An 18,052-nucleotide genomic window follows, 5' to 3' on the forward strand; every position below is an offset into this window, starting at 1 on the left:
TGATGCTAAAAAAACGATTACTTCTTTTTCAACAAAAGCGCGAGTCGCTGAACTTCCCCCGAACGATTGCGGGCGCGCACCACGTGAGCAAAGTCGTTGAGGAAACTTTCTTTGTCGGGTATCATTCGATCAAAAAAACCTTCCCTTTGCAGTACTTCAATGAGCGTAAAAGAGGCCCCTGCTTCCGAACTTAAAATTCCCATGCGGTACCATTTGTCCTGAACGTGCTGCGAGAGCGCTTTAGCTAATGCGTTTGAAACTGAGGGACTTGTAAACTGTCCAAGGCTTAAACAGGCTTGAAACGATACTTTTGGCGAAACGTCGGTGGTCTTTTCGATAAGTTGTGGCAACAACTCAGACCACTTTTCGGCTTCGATGAGGCTATAGGCGCGGAGGTCGGGCTGAGCATCGGCGAGAGCTTTTTTTATCAAACTGAGAGTCAGTGCGTTAAGTCCTTCCAAAACAAAAAACGCGTGCAAACGGGCGCGAGCGTCGGCGTGCGTTAAGAAAAGGTCAGTCACGGCAGGAAGTACCGACTTATCTTTCCTTTCGAGTAAAAGTCGCTGGGCATTCAGCCGCCACCATTGTTGCGGATGGGCTAAAAGCGCCACCAATTCGGCCGATGATTTGGAACGTAATTTAGGCGCTTCGTGCGTTAATTTGGCTTCTTTTGGGACAATCTGGTAAATGCGTCCGAGTTTGTTGCCGTTGAAAAAATCCATTTCTTCTTTCAAATCTTCAGGAATGGCCGTGGGAGTTTCGATGTGCTGACGGTACATGTCGATGACGTACAGCACGCCGTTGGGCCCCACGCTCAGTTGCGCGGGCCGAAACCAGGGGTCGGAAGAGGTCAAAAACTCGGTGGTCTTTTCTTTTTCCCCGCGTTTAGCAACAAACGTTGGGCTGTTGGGCAAAGGTTGCACAATGTCACGGTGAATCAAATTTCCTGCTACTTCGCCCGTAAACACCGAGCCACGGTAGTCGGCGGGAAGTAAATTTCCGCCGTAAAATGTTCCTCCCGAAGCTCCCGTAAAATGATCTTCGGCGTATTCGTGGCGGTCGAGTTTGGCTTCGGCAAACTGCTCATTGCGGCGCTTGGTACGCTCTTGACGCCAGTAGGGAGCGGGCGTTTCTTGAAACATCTCAGGGTCGTGGTCGGAGATATTCAAAGCCACATCATACGACGGCAAAAATGGATGACGGAACAAATAACGTCCTGCGATGGGGGCGTGCTGAATGTGCAAGGAATTTTCGGTAAAAAAGCGGTTACCCCAGTCATCGACCGACATCCCAAACTGCCCCGTACTCGACTCAATTTCAAACTGCCCTCGGTCGAGACGAAAACGAAAATCGCCGCCTTTGACCGAAATGGGCGGTAGTTTGGGGTTTCGCATAAATTTTACTAGCCCATCTTGCCCACAGTTGGAGGCATAAATCCAGTTATCGACGTTGTAGTGCAAATTGGTGATTTGCGCTTCTGAATTGTTGGCAAAAAAGCCCGTAAAAAGTACCTCACGAATGTCGGCGCGGTAGTCGCCTGTGGTATCTTTTAAAAACAAAATATCGGGAGCGGCGGCGACTAGCAGTCCTCCTTCCCACGGTAACACGCTGGTAGCTTCCGAAAGGTTGTCGGCAAAAACAATGGCCGAATCAATGCGCCCGTCTTGGTTGGTATCGCGCAGGAGCCGAATTGCTCCTCCCAACGTACCATCTTCGGGTTTGGAAGGGTAGTCGGGCATCTCAACGACAAACGCATTTCCCTCCTCATCAAACACCATTTCAACGGGGTCGAGTACGTGCGGTTCGGCGGCAAATACTTCGATTTGGAGGCGGTCGTCGCTCAAGGTAAAGCTTTTGAGGGCTTCGTCGGGGGTGAGGGGGTCGGTATAATGCGCACACGACCAACTGAGTCCTACAAGTGCGAAGAAGAGGAGGTTTTTCGAGGCATTCATTGGGATATTACAAGCTGATTTTTACTAAATCTTGAATCTCGTGTCCTTGGTGGTCAAAGCGTGCCAAGGTATAGACCGACTTATCGGCGCCAATGGCAACAGAATTGACGTAAGTAGGGCGACTGCCATCGGCGTAAAAAATCGGGCCGTGGTCTTGGTAGGTATGAGTCGGTAAGTGGTACGTAATCAAATGCAGGTTTTCGAGTCCCTTGGCAGCCCCTTTGGCAATTTGGTCGGCTCCTTTGACGCGTTTTCCGTCGATGTAAATGGGGCCACCTGTGAGGTAGTAGATGGTTTCTTGGTCGGGGCCTAATTGGAAGCCCAAATACCCGTAGCTAAATTGGTCGAACATGCCACTTTTGCGCGAAGGCTCCGACGTGAGGCGTTCAACAAGTTCTATTTTTTGAGCTTTGGGGTCAAAACGGAACAAATACCCCGAATTTCCGTGAATTCCGTAGGCGACTTGCTCGGGAGCGTACCAGAAAATTTTACGCCAATTGTACCCCATGCTGCCTGGGTGTTTGGGGTCGTATTTGCCAAAGTAGTCGATACGTAAGTCAACGTTTTCTAATTTATGTATTCCTTCACTATCAGGATGATACGTAAAAATGTCTCCTTCGGATGTCGAAAAATAAACGTTACCATCGCGTGGGTCAACGAGCATCGAACGGCACAAAACACGGTAGTCGTCTCCAGGAATTCCTGCTTCGCCGTTGGCGGAAACTAACGCTATTTTTTTAAGGGTTTTGGTAGAAAGTTCGAGGTCAATAAAATACCCCAACGGCCACGTAATTCCGTACAAATGCCCTCTTGCACGGTCGATGGTCATGGTTAAAATCCCTTCGCCTTCAGGAGCAAGCGCGAGGTCTTCAAATTCGCCCGTAGCCAAATCGTAGGAAAGGAAATGCCCACCTGGGTAGAGATTTTTTCCGTTGGGCGCTTGGGTAGGAAGGCGTTCCATGCCCTCAATCATCTCATAGACGCCAATGTGGGTAGCAAAATAAAGTTTGCCGTTGTTTTCGTAAAAACGAACGTGGCTTTTTCCCTGCGGAATGGCGTTAGCTTCTTTTTCGCCGCAGACGTCGGTGAGGTCGGCTACCCATTCGGTTTGGTCAGTAGCGGGGTCATAAGCGTACATTTGTCCCCCGATGTCGTACGATTCTGAACAAAGAACGTAATAAACTTTGCCGTTGCTCGCCACTGAAATGGCGTTGTAGGTATCGTGAGCCAACTCAAAACCCGAAAAGTAGGCTTTGGCAGTAAGTGAATTCATGTGGTTGTGGTTTTTTGGAACAAATAATTGTTGGTGTGCGCGCTTAGTGAGCGAGGGTACTCATACCCTCGCATCGCGGTTGTGAGCAACCGCGTGTTCTATGTGCGTGAGGGTACTCATACCCTCACGTTACGGTTGCTCACAACCGCGTGTTAGATACCCTATTTCGGTACGAGCTTAATTTGCTTTGCTAGTTTGTCAATTTCGGCATAAATCAAGGAAGGCACCGATGCGTCCCAAACGCTCGGCAAGCCATAGACCATCTGCGACGATTGACCTTCGTAGCCCCCTTCTTTCAGTATCGTGGCGGAAGGGATATAACCCATGACGTCGTTGGAATAAGCCGCCACAAAAATGTCCGTTCCGTAGCGCTTTTTGCATTCGATGGCGTATTCAATGACCAATTCGCCCCCAAAACTGAACAAAGCCTGTTCGCCTAATTTCCAAAGTTGGATGGGGTAAGGGTAAGACGACACAAACGGCTTTCCTTGCTTCATTTCACTAAGCAAGCGAGTAGCCCAACGCTGCATGTAGGGGGCTTCGGTTTGCTGAACTTTCAACAGCTGTGCCTCCGTGGGTGGTGCCGAAAGCGGTAAAGTGACCTCGGCATAGGCCGATTGAAACTGCGCCGAAAGCGGTTTCATAGGTTCTTCCAATACCCGTTCTACGGCGGCGGCGAGTTCTTTGCCGTATTGCTTGGCCAACGAAACTGTACGCCGAGGTAGCGGGTTTTGGTCGCCCGCCGCGCCTTGAAAAAACAAGGCGGTAGCTTCGGGGTGCGCTTTTTCTAACTCGATTTGGGCAAAACCAGGGTAATCCCCCGAAAGGGCATAAAGGTCGAGCACGGTAGGGTGGCAAGCGTAGCCGAAAACAATGGCTTTGAGCTTTCCCTTGGGCGTCACGGCTTTGATGACAGGTACGGCGTAGTCGTTGGGACCTTTTAATTCAGTTTGTTCAAGCAAAGCCCCTTCTTTGTTGTTGCGTCGGTTGACCTGAAAGCGGGTGACGCCGTTTTGGGAAAATAGCTCAACGGGCTCTAAGTTTTTCAACGCATTGCCGATTAACTCCACCACTTGCCCCTCCAACCAACGCGAATACTGGTCGATTTTGGCCTCTTCGGCGGCGTTGAGGGGATAAATGTCGTGCAGGGCGTCGTACAAGACAGGGCCAGAATGTGTGTGCGAACTGTTCAAGAGAACATTCGCTTTACTCAAACCAAAACGTGTTTGTAGCTGGCTTCGGATGCGGTCTGACATGGCTTTGGGAAACCCCAACATATCGGTAGTGACCAGCACCGAGCGTTGGCCACTTTCGTCTTCCAGTGCCACGGCTTTGGCCCACAAATCGTGCAATTTTCCTTCCGAAGCGTGGGTGCGCGAAGCATAACCTGCTTGCCAAATTGCCTCTTTGGGGGTAATAACGACTTTGGAAATGCCTGCTTTCCAGCCTTTTGCAAAAGTGGTTGAAATGATGAATAGCCCCACCAGCCAAAGATGCTTTCTCATTTCATTGTCAGGAGTTTATCGACGTGGGTAAAGATTTTTTCGATGGCATTGGCGATGTCGTCCATGTCGGCGCGTGTACCAAGGAGCATATTTTGCGTAAACCAAACGGCTTCTTCGTTGCAAAGGCGGTCGTTGTTGGGACAATGGTTACGCTCCACGTAGCTTTTGAAATCTAACATGGCCTTGGGGTACATTTTCTGGAAATTTTTCGATTGGAAAGCATCGTCGAGGTAAGGCATGTTGTTGAGGGTCGCGTAACCTTTCGAACATGGGATTCCCTCGGCTGTCAGCGCTTTTAAGAACGTGTCGCGTGAAAGTCCTTTAAAGGCCGATTTTTGATAACGGAACGGAAATAAATGGAAGGCTGCTTTGGTGACGTTGTCGTACAATTTGTACGGAATAATACCTGGAATTTGTTCGATTTTGGCTTTTAGGTAAGCCGCATTTTCGTTGCGGAGGTTGGTTTCTCCTTCCAACCGTTTAAGTTGTGCCAACCCAATGGCGGCTTGGTATTCGGTAATACGTTGTTTGGTACCTTGCATGATGGTGCCCGCGCCAATCACCCCCGAAGCCATGCCGTAGGGGTTGCCGTAGTTGTGGTACGAAAAGCAACGATCCATAAACAAGTCATTGTTGCTCACAATCGCTCCCGCTTCGCCGATGGCTAAGTTTTTGGAATTTTGGAAGCTAAAACAGCCCGCATCGCCAAAAGTTCCCACTTTTTGGTGATTGATTTCGGCCAAATGCGCCTGGCAAGCATCTTCAATCACGGCCAATTTGTGTTTTTTGGCAATAGCCAAAATCTGCGGCATATTGGCTGGCAAGCCTAAAATATGCACTGGGATAATGGCTTTGGTACGAGGTGTGATTTTTGCTTCAATTTTGGCAGGGTCAATCTGAAACGTCTCGGGGTCAACATCGACAAACACGGGCATGGCACCGTTGGCAATGACGGGAGCTACTGTCCCGATAAAAGTATAAGGCGGAACCAGTACTTCGTCGCCCCCACGAATGTTGAGTTGTGCCAATGCCGTGATGAGGGCGTTGGTGCCATTGACCACCGCCAACGAACGCTTCGCTCCAACGGCTTGTGCCCATTTTGCTTCAAAATCGGTGACGACATTGGCCCGTGACCAAACACCGCTGCGGAGGACTTCAAGCAGTTGTTTTTCATCCGTTTCGGGCTTCCAAATCGGCCACGTAGGCCATTGTTGCGTCCGTACGGGTTTGCCTCCCAACAACGCTGGAGGCTCTGCCAACGAAAACGTAGCTGATTTTGCGCTAGCTTCTGCGGGTGAGGTCGTTAGCAGGGTGGGAGCCAAGGCAGCGCCGAGTCCCGTGAGCGAATTTCGTTTGAGAAACTCTCGTCGTGAAAAGGGTTGGGAAGGCATATTGATGAATGTTATCCTTTCCAAGGTTTTAAACCTTGGAAAGGTTGTTTACAAGGTTTTTACTATTTTCTTGCTTTTTTTAACACACTTTCGAGCGTTACGGGGACTCCGCCTTGACGTTTGCTTTCGTCGGCGGCTTCCATAAAGGCAAAAATTTCAATGGTTTCTTCGGGGGTAACGGGGACTTGTCCCGTTTCAAAATACGTGACAATGTCCTTTAATAGAGGCTCGTAGCCGCCGTAAGGGCCAAGAACGATGTTGCCGTTTTGGGTGTAAACGGTGCCACCGTAGTCGTGTTTCCCCGTGCGTGTTCCGCGGAAGGTACCCACGCGCCCGTCGGCCCAAGTGCCTACCACAATGTCGGTCCCTTCGTTGTTGATTCTAATTACTTGTTTGCAGCCCGTACCCATGACAGTATAGAGCGTTTCTACGCCGTGAATACCGTACCAGAATAAGTCGGGGTGCGTTTTTTCCAACACCGCAGGGCTAAAGGTATCAGCGCCCACGACTTTGGTTTTATCGACTTTTTCTGCGCCTTTTATATGCCGCAACGAAGACGCAGAGAAAAGTGGCATTTGGTATTTTTTGGCGGTTTCAAAGATGGTGAGGACGTCGGAAAGCGAGGCGGCAATGGGTTTATCAATAAATACGCGTTTGCCAGCTTTAAGCACGGGGATAAGTTGTTCGAGGTGGCGGCGGCCGTCGTTGGTTTCGAGCAATACCACATCGACTTTTTCTAACAATGCTTCAATTGAATCGACGATTTCGACATTCAATTTTTTGACTTCTTCCGTATAGCTGGGAATACGTTTGGTACTACTTTCAATGTCTTTGCTGCCGTATGGATAGGCCGCTACAATTTTATACCCAAGGAAATCGGGACTGGCATCAGGGGCATTGAGAACTTTGGTAAAGGCAGTACTGTGCGAGGTATCAAGACCAATAATACCTACTCGCTTTCCTGCTGCTACTGATAGAGGCGTAGAAGCAAAAGAGGAAGGGGCAAAGGCCGACAAAGACAAACTTCCAACAGTAGCGCTTTTGACAAAATTTCTTCTCGTAAATGTGGTTTTTTTCATGATGAAAACAGATGATTGGGTATAGACAATATTATATCTATATTTAGGAAGGCATTTTGTACTACTATTACGGTGCCATTGGATAATTATTTTTTAACTTTACAAAGATAGTTAAAATTTGTTTACATTTTTGCATAAAATTAGACTACAAAAAATGAAAGTAGATTCCCTCGCTAATAAAGTATATAACGAACTTCGTAAAAAAATCCTGTCGAACCAATTGGTGTCGGGCACTAGACTAAAAGAAGATGTATGGGCCAAGCGCTTGGATGTAAACCGTATGGCCGTACGGGAGGCACTGACGCGGTTATTGGGGGAGCAATTGATTGAAACGGGTGAAAAGGGAGGGTACTTTGTGAAGTCGATGAGTGTGGAAGATGTACGTCAAATACGCGAATTGCGGGAAATATTAGAGTTGGGGGCAATTCGTTTGGCAATTCAAAAGATTGATGATGAGGGGATTCGGAAGTTAGAGGAAATTTGTAATGATTTTTCGTCGATGGTGGAGCGAGGTTATTTTGGCGGGGCTTGCGAAGCGGACGTGAAGTTTCACGAAACACTCATTGATTGTGCCCAAAATACCAAACTAAAAGACATTTACGAAATTAGTAACATTCCGTTGTTTCATCAAAAGCTGGGAAAATCTCAAACCCACATGGACGACTACGAACTCACCGACCAAGAGCATCGACAGTTGTTGAAAGCATTGAAAGAGAAAGATGTCAAGTTGGCGGAAGAAACGTTGTCGAAGCATTTGCTTCGTGGAGAAGTGGAGGCGTTGGAGCTGGATTGAGCAATAACTTCGGAGGGTAGCCGCTATGCGGCAAAAAATTTATTCTTCTTATTGGTGTTTTCCTACAAATAAGTAGCCACTACGTGGCAACAGCGTCATTTTTGTGCTGCGTAGGGAAGGGTTTCGTAAAAAAAAATTAACATAACTTTTTTTGTTTACAAAAATAAGTTTTCTTTGTAAACAAATTCAGCAAAGATATGTAGGCGAAAGTCGCGTAATGCCTAACTAGATTTGGAGAATTGAGAATGTTACCAATAACCCTTATTAAAACACCATTAATGTTAAGCCCTATTTACTATTAACTCTTTTCTTTAAAAAACATCACACACATGAATGACTTCTTCCTACTCCGAAAAAAAGGGGTAAGTATGCTATTGCTTTGCCTACTTATGTCCGTTGCGGTGTACGCCCAAACCCAAATCTCGGGTAAAGTGGTGGGGGCTGATGATGCTCAGCCCATTGCAGGCGCTTCGGTGCTTATTAAAGGAAATACGACAAATGGTGCCATCACGGGTGCCGACGGTACATTTAGATTGACGGTTGGCTCGAATGCGGTGTTGGTGATTTCGTACATTGGATACCAAGCGCAGGAGGTAAATGTGGGTTCGCAAACGACTTTTAACATTTCACTAGTTCCTTCGACCACTACCCTCGGAGAGGTTGTGGTAACGGGCTACTCTGCTGAGCGCAAAAAAGACATTACAGGCTCGGTGTCGGTGGTGGATGTGAAGGCGCTGAAATCGATTCCTTCTGGTTCGGCAGTGCAAGCCCTTCAAGGTCAGGCGGCTGGGGTCAACGTCATTAGCTCAGGCGCGCCAGGAAGCCCCAGCAATATCTTCGTACGCGGGATTACTTCGTTTGGAAATACGCAGCCTTTGGTGCTCGTTGACGGCGTTCAGGCAGAACTCAACGACGTAAGTTCGGACGACGTAGAGTCGATTCAAGTCTTGAAAGATGCGGGTGCGGCGGCCATTTACGGCGTACGTGGCTCGAACGGGGTGATTGTCGTGACGACCAAAAAAGGAAAGTCTGGACAACCCGTTATTTCGTACGATGCCTACTACGGAAGCCAGCAACCTTTGCAGGGCAATGTCTTCAACTTGCTTAATTCAACGGATTTTGCGCGTTTGACCAAAATCGCGTACCCAACGACGGGTTTATTTCAAAACGGCCTTCCTGATTTTACGTATAGAGGTCCAGGTGCAACGGGCGTGGGTAAAGCAGGCGATGCAGCGGTGGATCCTTCCAAGTATAATTTTGATGCCAACAACCCAGGACGCAACTACTTGATTCAGTCCGTAAACAAAGAAGGTACCGACTGGTTCCACGAGTTGTTTAAACCTGCTGCAATGACGAGCCACAACTTAACGGCTAGCGGAGGCACCGATAAATCGAATTATATGGTGTCGTTGGGGTATTTCAACCAACAAGGAACGATGCTCAAAAGCTACTTGGAGCGTTATTCGGCGCGTATTAACACCCAATTTAAGATTAAAAACAACATTCGGATTGGGGAAAACGTCTATATGTTCTACAAACGTAACCCAGGGTTTGACAACTTGAGCACGGGTAACCCAATCGCTTGGACGTACCGTGCCATGCCGATTATCCCTGTCTATGACATCAGAGGAAACTACGGTGGAACATTTGCGGGGCCAGAATTGGGAAGCTCTTCTAACCCTGTGGCGGTACAAATGAACACCGTCAACAACAAAACCAACGCTTGGGATGTGATTGGAAACGTGTATGCCGAAGTTGATTTCTTGAAGCACTTTACGGCACGCACCAGTTTTGGAGGAAGCATTGATAACCAGTATGCGACGAACTTTAACTTTACCCCTTATAACAATTCAGAAGGTAACACGAACCCTAACTCGTTTTCGGAAATTGCGTTGTACAACAGCAACACCATGTGGACGAATACGCTGACGTACACGAACTCATTCGGCAAAAGCAATTTGAAAGTAATTGTGGGTTCGGAAGCAATTCGTAACTACGGGCGTTATCTTATCGGTTCGGCAAGTCGCTTGTTTTCAACCAATTTTGATTATTTGAGCCTGTCGAACGGAACGATCAACATCACCAACGGTAGCAGCGCTTACAACAATACGTTATTCTCGATTTTTAGCCGCGTTGATTATTCGTTTGATGACAAATATTTGGTAGGTGTAACGGTTCGTCGTGATGGTTCGTCACGTTTTGGAGCCAATCGCCGCTACGGTATTTTCCCTTCGGTGTCGCTCGGCTGGCGCTTGACGGGAGAGGAGTTCTTGAAAGATGTCGCTTGGCTCAACGAATTGAAATTGAGAGCAAGCTACGGGGTGCTTGGTTCGCAAAACAACGTAAGTCCGCAGAATGCCTATACGCTCTTCGGGGGTACGTTTGCTAATGCCTATTACGACATTGGCGGAAACGGTGCGTTGGCACAGGGTTTTGCCCAAACAAGCATCGGAAACCCGAACACAGGATGGGAAGAAAACATCGTGACCAACATCGGTTTGGACGGAACTATTTTGAACAACAAATTGGACGTTTCGGTCGAATATTACAAAAAGTCAATCAATGGCTTATTGTTTAGCCAACCGCTTCCTGCTACGGCTGGAGGAGCTACGGCACCAACGGTGAACATTGGTGACATCCAAAACAAAGGGGTAGATTTGGCTTTGACCTACCGCCAAACGATTAGCCCAAGTTTGAAATTTAGCATTGGTGCCAACATTACGACTTACCAAAACAAAGTCGTAAACACGCCAAGCCCAGGGTATTTTGACGGTGCCAACACCCAAAACCTCGGAAACGTTGTTCGCAACCAAATCGGTCAGCCTGTAAGTTCGTTTTTTGGCTACAAAGTGATTGGATTGTTTAAAAACGACGCCGAAGTGACCTCTTCGCCCACGCAGTCGGGAGCCGCGCCAGGCCGCTTTAAATACGAAGACGTTAACGCAGATGGCAAAATCGACGCCAGCGATCGTACGTTTCTCGGAAGCCCTAACCCTGATTTTACGTACGGCCTGAACTTAGGTGTTACTTACCGCAATTTCGATTTCTCGACGATTTTGTACGGTTCACAAGGCAACGAAATCTACAACACGGTGAGGTCTTATACGCACTTCTTTAGTACGTACGTAGGAGCAAAAAGCAATGATTTGTTGAACGCTTGGACGCCTGAAAATCCCAATAGCAGCATTCCAAAAATTGAGTCAACGGGTTCGTTTAGTTCGTCGGGGGTTTCTAACTCGTTCTACGTAGAAAATGGGTCGTTCCTCAAAATGCGTTCGTTGATGGTAGGTTACACTGTGCAACCGTCGTTCCTCAAAAAATATGGCATGAGCAAACTTCGCTTGTACGCCCAGGCCGCGAACTTGTTTACGTTCACCAAATACACGGGTCTTGACCCAGAGTTGAGCGGAAACAGTTCGGCCTTCGGAATCGATTATGCCAACTATCCCAACAACCAGAAGAATTTCATTTTTGGTCTAAACCTTTCTTTTTAAAGACTTTATGAAGCCATTCATCGGCGTTATCTGCGGCTCTCAATCTGTGTTAATCTGCGGGTAAAATTTTTAAAAAACTTGGCTAACACTCTATTAATCGTTGTCAGTTAAAAAATGAATTTAATCCTGAATTAACTGATAACCAATAACAGTCTAAACATTGACTTACATGAAACGATTTAAAACACTTTTATATGCAACTGGCTTGGGGTTGATTCTGACAACCAACTCCTGCAAGGAAGAATACCTCGAAATTGGGGCGTTGGGTTCTACCAGCGAAGCTACATTGGCCAATAAAGCAGGTTTGAATGGCCTCTTGACGGGTGCTTACTCGCTACTCGACGGCTGGGGCGTACCCAACACCACCTACTATTTTGTGGGAGTGAGCAACTGGATTTTCGGCGGAGTAACCTCTGACGACGCCCACACAGGAACGCAAGCGTCGGCGTTGCCACCAATGGAAGCCGTTGAAAGTTACAATTATGACGCGACTTTGGCACCGTTCAACAACAAATGGATGGTGTTGTACGCAGGAGTGCAACGTGCCAACGACGTATTGCGGGTTTTGGCCAAAACCAATGACCCCGCGCTTTCGGCCGAAGAAGCCAAGCAAATCAAAGCCGAAGCAACGTTTTTGCGTGCAGTGTATCACTTAGAAGCGGCCAAAATGTGGGAAAATATTCCGTACTTGGACGAAAGCATCAGCTACGCCAACGACAACTACAAAGTACCAAACACGACTTCAGCTTGGCCTAAAATTGAGGCAGATTTTAAGTTTGCGGCAGATAACCTCTCGGGTACTAAAACCGAAGTAGGTCGTGCTAATAGCTGGGCAGCGAAGGCGTTTTTGGCAAAAACGTACATGTTCCAAGATAAATACACGGAAGCCAAAACGGTATTGGAAGATGTGATTGCTAACGGCGTAACTTCGTCGGGAGCAAAGTATGCGTTGGTCAACTATGCCGACAACTTTAACCCTTCCAAGAAAAACGGACCCGAATCGGTGTTTGCGGTGCAAATGTCGATTGCCGAATCGTTCCAAAATGGAAACTACGGCGATGCTCTCAACTTCCCGATGGGAGGCCCTGCTACTTGCTGCGGGGCGTATCAGCCGTCGTTTAGTTTGGTCAACTCCTTTAAAACCGATGCTGAAACGGGTTTGCCTTTGATTGATACTTTCAACAATTCGGATGTGAAAAACGACCAAGGAATCGAAAGTAGCACGCCGTTTACGCCTTACGCAGGAACGCTCGATTCGCGTTTGGATTGGACGGTAGGTCGTCGCGGAATTCCGTATTTGGACTGGGGATTGCACCCAGGAAAAGCGTGGATTCGCGTTCAGGCGGTCGCAGGGCCGTATAGCCCTATCAAGAGCATTTATTACCAAGCGGCGGCCGCAACTACTTCATCGTCATCGCGTTGGACGTCCAACAACTACACCATGATTCGTTTTGCGGATGTATTGTTGTGGGCAGCAGAAGCCGAGGTAGAAGTGGGAAGTTTGGCAAAAGCGCAAGAGTATGTCAACCGTGTGCGTGCTCGGGCGGCAAATCCAGCGGGATGGGTAAAAAAATACGTGGACAACACTGCACCTCTAAAAGGATTTACCAGCGAACCTGCGGCCAATTATAAAGTAGGCTTATACACCACCGAATTTACGGCCAAAGGCAAAGAGTTTGCGCGGGAAGCGGTGCGTTTTGAGCGTAAAATTGAATTTGGAATGGAAGGCCATCGTTATTTTGACCTTCGCCGTTGGGACAACGGAACAGGTTACATGGCCAATGTGCTCAATGCCTACGTTCAGCACGAAACGACCATCCCAGGCTATGATTTTACCTACATGAAAGGTGCGACGTTCAAAAAAGGTAAAACAGAACTTTATCCAATTCCACAGGCTCAAATCGACCTAAGTGTAGTAAACGGTCAACCCGTATTGAAACAAAATCCTAATTATTAGGCTGTTAACTGTGTATCCGTTATCCGTTAACTGTGTATCTGTTATCTGAACCAATAACAGTTAACGGATAACCAATAACGGATAACCAGTAACAGATAACGAATAACAAATACACCATGCTTTTTTACGCTTCTACATACTCTGACCTCAACGAGGCAGCCAAAGACAAGGTGGTGGTGTTGCCTTTGGGCGCCATCGAACAACACGGCCCACATTTGTCGGTTTCGACCGATACCGACATTGTCACGTACGTTGCTCAGCAGATAGAAAAAGCCTTACCAGAGTCGGTGTTGCTTTGTCCTACGCTGCCTTTTGGGTCGAGCCACCATCATTTATCGTTGGGGGGAACGATGAGTATCTCGCCCGAACTATATACCCAAGTGGTGATGGATTTGGTGGGGTCTTTGGTAGAAAGCGGTTTTAAAAAGATTATTTTGCTCAATGGCCACGGGGGAAACATTACCCCCGTGCGCCAAGCATTGGCGGTGTTGAGTAAGCGTTTTGACGTAAGTCACCAGCCTACTATTGCGTTGGCAACGTATTGGGAAGTTGGAGGAAAAGCCTTTGCGGGGGAACCGCCAATGGAAAGCCCTGCCCTGAGCCACGCGTGTGAATACGAAACAAGCATGATGCTGCACTTATTTGCCGATAAAGTGTGGATGGAACGAGTGGAACGTGCACAACGTCCCGAAAGCAACGGCTACATTCCGTGGGAAGACGATGAGCCGTACCGTGGGGTGACGGTCTTCAAACAAACGGCCTTCATTTCGAGCAATGGCAGCAGCGGCGAGCCTCAATTGGGTACGGCCGAAAAAGGAAAACATTTAGTAGAACAGGCTATCAAAGGATTAATTACATTTATAGAATCATTCAAAAACTGGCCGCTGTCGGAGAGTTTAAGGTAAAAAAGAGCATAACCCTAAAGGGATGGGGTTAAAAAAACTAATAATTCTTTTAACTACGTCCTTCAGGGCGTAGCAAAAAGGTCAAAAGCGACAAAAGGGCTTTAGCCCTGATGGTATCACGAGTTTAATGGAGAAAACATAGAATAGTTATGTCAAAAAAAATAGAAATAAAACATCCCGATAAAGCCGCCAATACGGGCGCATATTCGGCAGGAGTAATGGTAGGCGAATGGTTGTTTATCAGCGGACAAGGCCCACTCGACTTGACCACGGGAGAAGTGATTCACGGTACCATCGAAGAAGAAACCCTGCTCACGCTCTCTCACGTGCAGAAGGTAGTCGAAGCCGCAGGGGGAACGATTGATGACATCGTTAAATGCACCGTTCACTTGGAAAATATCAACGACTTCGACCGCTACGACGCGGCCTATGCCTCGTTTTTTCAGGGAATCAAACCCGCCAGAACCACGGTGCAATCGGTATTGTCGGACGGAATTAAAATTGAAATTGACGCGATAGCGATTATTGCTCAAAAATAGAGGGACAGTTTGAAAATTCGGTAATTTGAAAATACCGTCTGTCACTAATTTTCAAATTGCCCCATTTTCAAATTTTCAAATTTGTAGAGTATGAATCAAAAAAAACGCATTGGTACGGTTGGGCTGGGCCTCATGGGAAGCAGCATTGCTACCTGCATTTTGGCAGCGGGGCATGAGGTGACATCGTTGGTCAAAGACCTAAGCATTGTGGACGAAGCACGGCAGCGTATTCATTCTTTTTTGGAACAACTCCACCAAGAAAGTATTCTGACCGAGCGTCCCGAAGAGGTACTAAAACGCCATACCATCACCGATGACGTGGCTAACATGGGGGGGCATGAAGTGGTGATTGAATCCATCATCGAAAATGTTGATGAAAAGAAAAGTGTCTATAAAAAACTTGAAACGGTGCTTTCGCCCACGGCCATTATTGGTAGCAATACGTCGGCGATTCCCGTCACGGTACTTCAAAGTGGACTCCAACACCCCGAACGAGTGTTGGGAATTCACTGGGCTGAGCCTGCTCACATCACTCGTTTTATGGAGGTAATTTGTGGTAAAGATTCGGAACTAGAATATGCCTATAAAATGGTCGAACTGGCCGAAAGTTGGGGTAAAGAACCTTCGTTGTTGAAAAAAGACATTCGTGGGTTTATCACCAACCGTATCATGTACGCCATGTTGCGCGAAGCATTCTATTTGGTCGAAAACGGCTACGCCACCATGGAAGATGTGGACCGTTCGTTACGAAACGATTTGGGGTACTGGATTACGTTTGCAGGACCGTTCCGATTCATGGACCTGACGGGTATTCCAGCGTACCTTACTGTTATGAAAGACTTGTTTCCAGAACTCAGCAACGCTACCGAAGCACCTGCTTTTATGGAAGACCTCGTGTCGGCAGGTGCCAAGGGCGTTAGCAATGCCCAAGGATTTTATCCCTACACGCCCGAAAGTGCCGAGCGTTGGGAGGAAAAATTCATTGAATTCAGCTATGACGTCCGAAAATTAGCCAAAAAGTATTCATCCAGTTCGATTGAAAATATCTAATGACGACTATCCACACCATTAAAGCCACGGAGGTGATTGTGCCTGCCAAGCCCGGAAGCCTAAATTCGGAGGAGGTAATAGACAAAGACGCCGCCTTTGCCCAGAAGTTTTTGACGGGCGAGCGCTGGACGGAGTTTGCCAATCAGCCCAAGTGGATCATTGAAATTACGCTTAAAAATGGCCTGACGGGCATCGGTGAAACCTACCGAAGCGTGTCAAAAGAGCAGTTGTCTGAGGCCATGAAAACACTGGTTGGGCAAGATGTACTCAAGTTAAACTGGCGTCGATTGCCCGTGACCGACCAACGAATTTACGAAGCTTTTGAGACGGCGGTGCTGGATGTGGTGGGCAAAATACTGAACGTACCCGTCGCTCAATTGCTTGGTGGAGCCTACCGCGACCGCGTCGATTGTTTTGGTTGGACAGGTCGCCGAACCCCCGAAGATGCCGCTCAAAAAGCGTATGAAGCCATGCAAAAAGGCCACAAAGCCTTCAAATTTAAGTGCTCCGACGAAGACCCTGTGCGTTTGTGGACGGCCGAAATCAAGAAAAAATGCGGCGATGGTATTAAAATATTGCTCGACCCCAACCAGCGTTGGACGGATGTAGCTACCACGCTTCGATTGATGGAAGGCGTAGAAAACGACATCATGCTGGGTTTGGAAGACCCCATTTTGCACGCCGACGTGGCAGGATTTAAGTACTTACGCGAAACGCTGGGTATTCCAATGTACCGTCATATTTCGTTGCCATACACCCAAGACATCCGCGACATGATTGCATTTGTTCGTGCCGATGCCGTGGATGGGTATAATTTTAACGGTTCGGCTTATAACTGCGTACTGTTGGCCGAAATCGCTCATTTAGAGGGAAAAGCCTGCTGGAGAGGCTCGGAAGTGGACCTAGGGATTTCGGAAACCATGGGGTTACACATCGCTGCGGCGAGTATTAACTGTACCATTCCCTCTGATTTATTTGGGGAATTGGTGCGCGAAGATGACCTGATTGTAACTCCCATTCAATTTGAAAACGGCGCTGCCCTAGTCCCACAAGGCGCAGGACTCGGCATTGAGCTAGACAGAGCGGCATTGGAGAAGTATAAAGTGAGTGAAATGAGTTATAACTAATTGCTAAAAGTTAAGGAAAAAATTCCCCCATTGGGGGACAGGGGGCTACTATGAAAAAATCGGCAATGTCTTGGACCATACTGTTTGCTTGTAACTTTATGTGGGCCTTTCATTTTACGAGCATCAAGCTGACGCAAGACCAAGTCGGGCCGTATTTTACGGTATGGGCACCCATGCTACTGGCTACGATTTTGCTGGGGCCGTTTGTGGTACGCGATTTTAAGAAAGGAGGTAAAAAACTCTCCGACATCTTGGTTTTCGTGCAGTTGGCGGCGTTGGGTGCCTTTCCCTCACAAGTACTAATGACATGGGGAACGCAGTATTCTTTGGCCAGTAATGCGGCTATTTTGGTCTTAACATTGCCTGTCATTACGGCGGTTTTTGCCTTTTTGATACTCAAAGAACGCATGAACGCGGCCCGTTGGGTCAGTTTTGCGATTGCGATTATTGGCGTTGCCCTTTGTTCTACTGACGATATTAAGCGAGTCGATTTGAGCTCGAAATATGCCTTGGGGAATGTCCTTATTTTCTTAGCGATTTTGGGAAATGCGTACTACAACGTAGGCTGTAAGAAAATTGCGGAGAAATACACCGAAATCGAAATGGTGTTTTATACCTACCTCGTGATGTGTATTTTGCTTACGCCGCTGGTGCTCTATTACGAACCCGAAATGTTTGGCAAAATCCCCGAGTTTACCACCAATACCTGGATTGGGATGATTTCGCTGACGGTGTTTCATAACTTCCTTTCGATGGTGCTGTTTTTTAAGGCCCTCAAGTACTTGGACGCGACCCAAGTGGCTTTATCCAACTACCTCATTACGTTTATGGGGCTTCCGATTGCCGCTTTTTGGTTGGGCGAAAAGCTTAATTCACAGGCCATTATCGGCGGTCTTTTAGTGCTAGTTTCTACCCTTATTCTTTCGATTGTAGATAGCAGAGTGCAACAGAAAAAAATGATTAATAATAATCCATAATCAGTACAGA

The 18,052-nt window shown here is 47.5% G+C and carries 13 protein-coding genes; 8 read left to right on the top strand and 5 right to left on the bottom strand.

The window, feature by feature from the left end:
- Positions 1 to 17 precede the first annotated feature (17 nt).
- The 5 genes from DTQ70_RS24975 to DTQ70_RS24995 all read right to left on the bottom strand — a co-directional run bounded on the left by DTQ70_RS24975 (position 18) and on the right by DTQ70_RS24995 (position 7,200).
- Positions 18 to 1,952: a PVC-type heme-binding CxxCH protein gene (locus tag DTQ70_RS24975; RefSeq protein ID WP_122933320.1), complete on the bottom strand. Its 1,935-nt coding sequence runs from the start codon at positions 1,950 to 1,952 to the stop codon at positions 18 to 20.
- Between the two features lie 7 nt (positions 1,953 to 1,959).
- Positions 1,960 to 3,225 (bottom strand): hypothetical protein, encoded by a 1,266-nt coding sequence (locus DTQ70_RS24980; protein ID WP_122933321.1) that lies wholly within the window; start codon positions 3,223 to 3,225, stop codon positions 1,960 to 1,962.
- Positions 3,226 to 3,386: 161 nt separating this feature from the next.
- Entirely contained in the window at positions 3,387 to 4,730 is a 1,344-nt protein-coding gene (locus tag DTQ70_RS24985; RefSeq protein ID WP_122933322.1) for a neutral/alkaline non-lysosomal ceramidase N-terminal domain-containing protein, read from the bottom strand.
- Positions 4,727 to 6,121 carry a DegT/DnrJ/EryC1/StrS aminotransferase family protein gene (locus tag DTQ70_RS24990; RefSeq protein ID WP_122933323.1) on the bottom strand — a complete coding sequence of 465 codons (1,395 nt, stop codon included), beginning with the start codon at positions 6,119 to 6,121 and terminating at the stop codon, positions 4,727 to 4,729. Before DTQ70_RS24990 ends, DTQ70_RS24985 begins: the two co-directional genes overlap by 4 nt.
- Positions 6,122 to 6,183: 62 nt before the next feature.
- Positions 6,184 to 7,200 carry a Gfo/Idh/MocA family protein gene (locus tag DTQ70_RS24995; RefSeq protein ID WP_206019577.1) on the bottom strand — a complete coding sequence of 339 codons (1,017 nt, stop codon included), beginning with the start codon at positions 7,198 to 7,200 and terminating at the stop codon, positions 6,184 to 6,186.
- Between the two features lie 154 nt (positions 7,201 to 7,354).
- Between DTQ70_RS24995 and DTQ70_RS25000 the strand changes: the two genes are divergently transcribed.
- From DTQ70_RS25000 to DTQ70_RS25035, 8 genes are all read left to right on the top strand, one after another.
- Positions 7,355 to 7,993, top strand: coding sequence for a GntR family transcriptional regulator (locus tag DTQ70_RS25000; protein WP_122933325.1), 639 nt, complete (start codon positions 7,355 to 7,357; stop codon positions 7,991 to 7,993).
- A gap of 329 nt (positions 7,994 to 8,322) precedes the next feature.
- A complete protein-coding gene (locus DTQ70_RS25005) occupies positions 8,323 to 11,487 on the top strand; it encodes a TonB-dependent receptor (protein ID WP_122933326.1) in 3,165 nt (1,054 codons plus the stop codon).
- Between the two features lie 169 nt (positions 11,488 to 11,656).
- A complete protein-coding gene (locus tag DTQ70_RS25010; protein ID WP_122933327.1) occupies positions 11,657 to 13,444 on the top strand; it encodes a RagB/SusD family nutrient uptake outer membrane protein in 1,788 nt (595 codons plus the stop codon).
- Between the two features lie 116 nt (positions 13,445 to 13,560).
- Complete coding sequence (locus DTQ70_RS25015; protein ID WP_122933328.1) at positions 13,561 to 14,349, top strand: creatininase family protein; 789 nt, start codon at positions 13,561 to 13,563, stop codon at positions 14,347 to 14,349.
- A 149-nt stretch (positions 14,350 to 14,498) separates the two neighbouring features.
- Positions 14,499 to 14,888, top strand: coding sequence for a RidA family protein (locus DTQ70_RS25020; protein WP_122933329.1), 390 nt, complete (start codon positions 14,499 to 14,501; stop codon positions 14,886 to 14,888).
- A 90-nt stretch (positions 14,889 to 14,978) separates the two neighbouring features.
- Entirely contained in the window at positions 14,979 to 15,938 is a 960-nt protein-coding gene (locus tag DTQ70_RS25025) for a 3-hydroxyacyl-CoA dehydrogenase family protein (protein ID WP_122933330.1), read from the top strand.
- Positions 15,938 to 17,065 (top strand): mandelate racemase/muconate lactonizing enzyme family protein, encoded by a 1,128-nt coding sequence (locus DTQ70_RS25030; RefSeq protein ID WP_122933331.1) that lies wholly within the window; start codon positions 15,938 to 15,940, stop codon positions 17,063 to 17,065. The genes DTQ70_RS25025 and DTQ70_RS25030 overlap by 1 nt, the downstream gene beginning before the upstream one ends.
- Before the next feature lie 65 nt (positions 17,066 to 17,130).
- Positions 17,131 to 18,042 carry a DMT family transporter gene (locus DTQ70_RS25035; protein WP_229600008.1) on the top strand — a complete coding sequence of 304 codons (912 nt, stop codon included), beginning with the start codon at positions 17,131 to 17,133 and terminating at the stop codon, positions 18,040 to 18,042.
- Positions 18,043 to 18,052: the final 10 nt, after the last annotated feature.

The sequence above is a fragment of the Runella sp. SP2 genome (assembly GCF_003711225.1).
In the GTDB taxonomy this organism is placed as follows: Bacteria; Bacteroidota; Bacteroidia; order Cytophagales; family Spirosomataceae; genus Runella.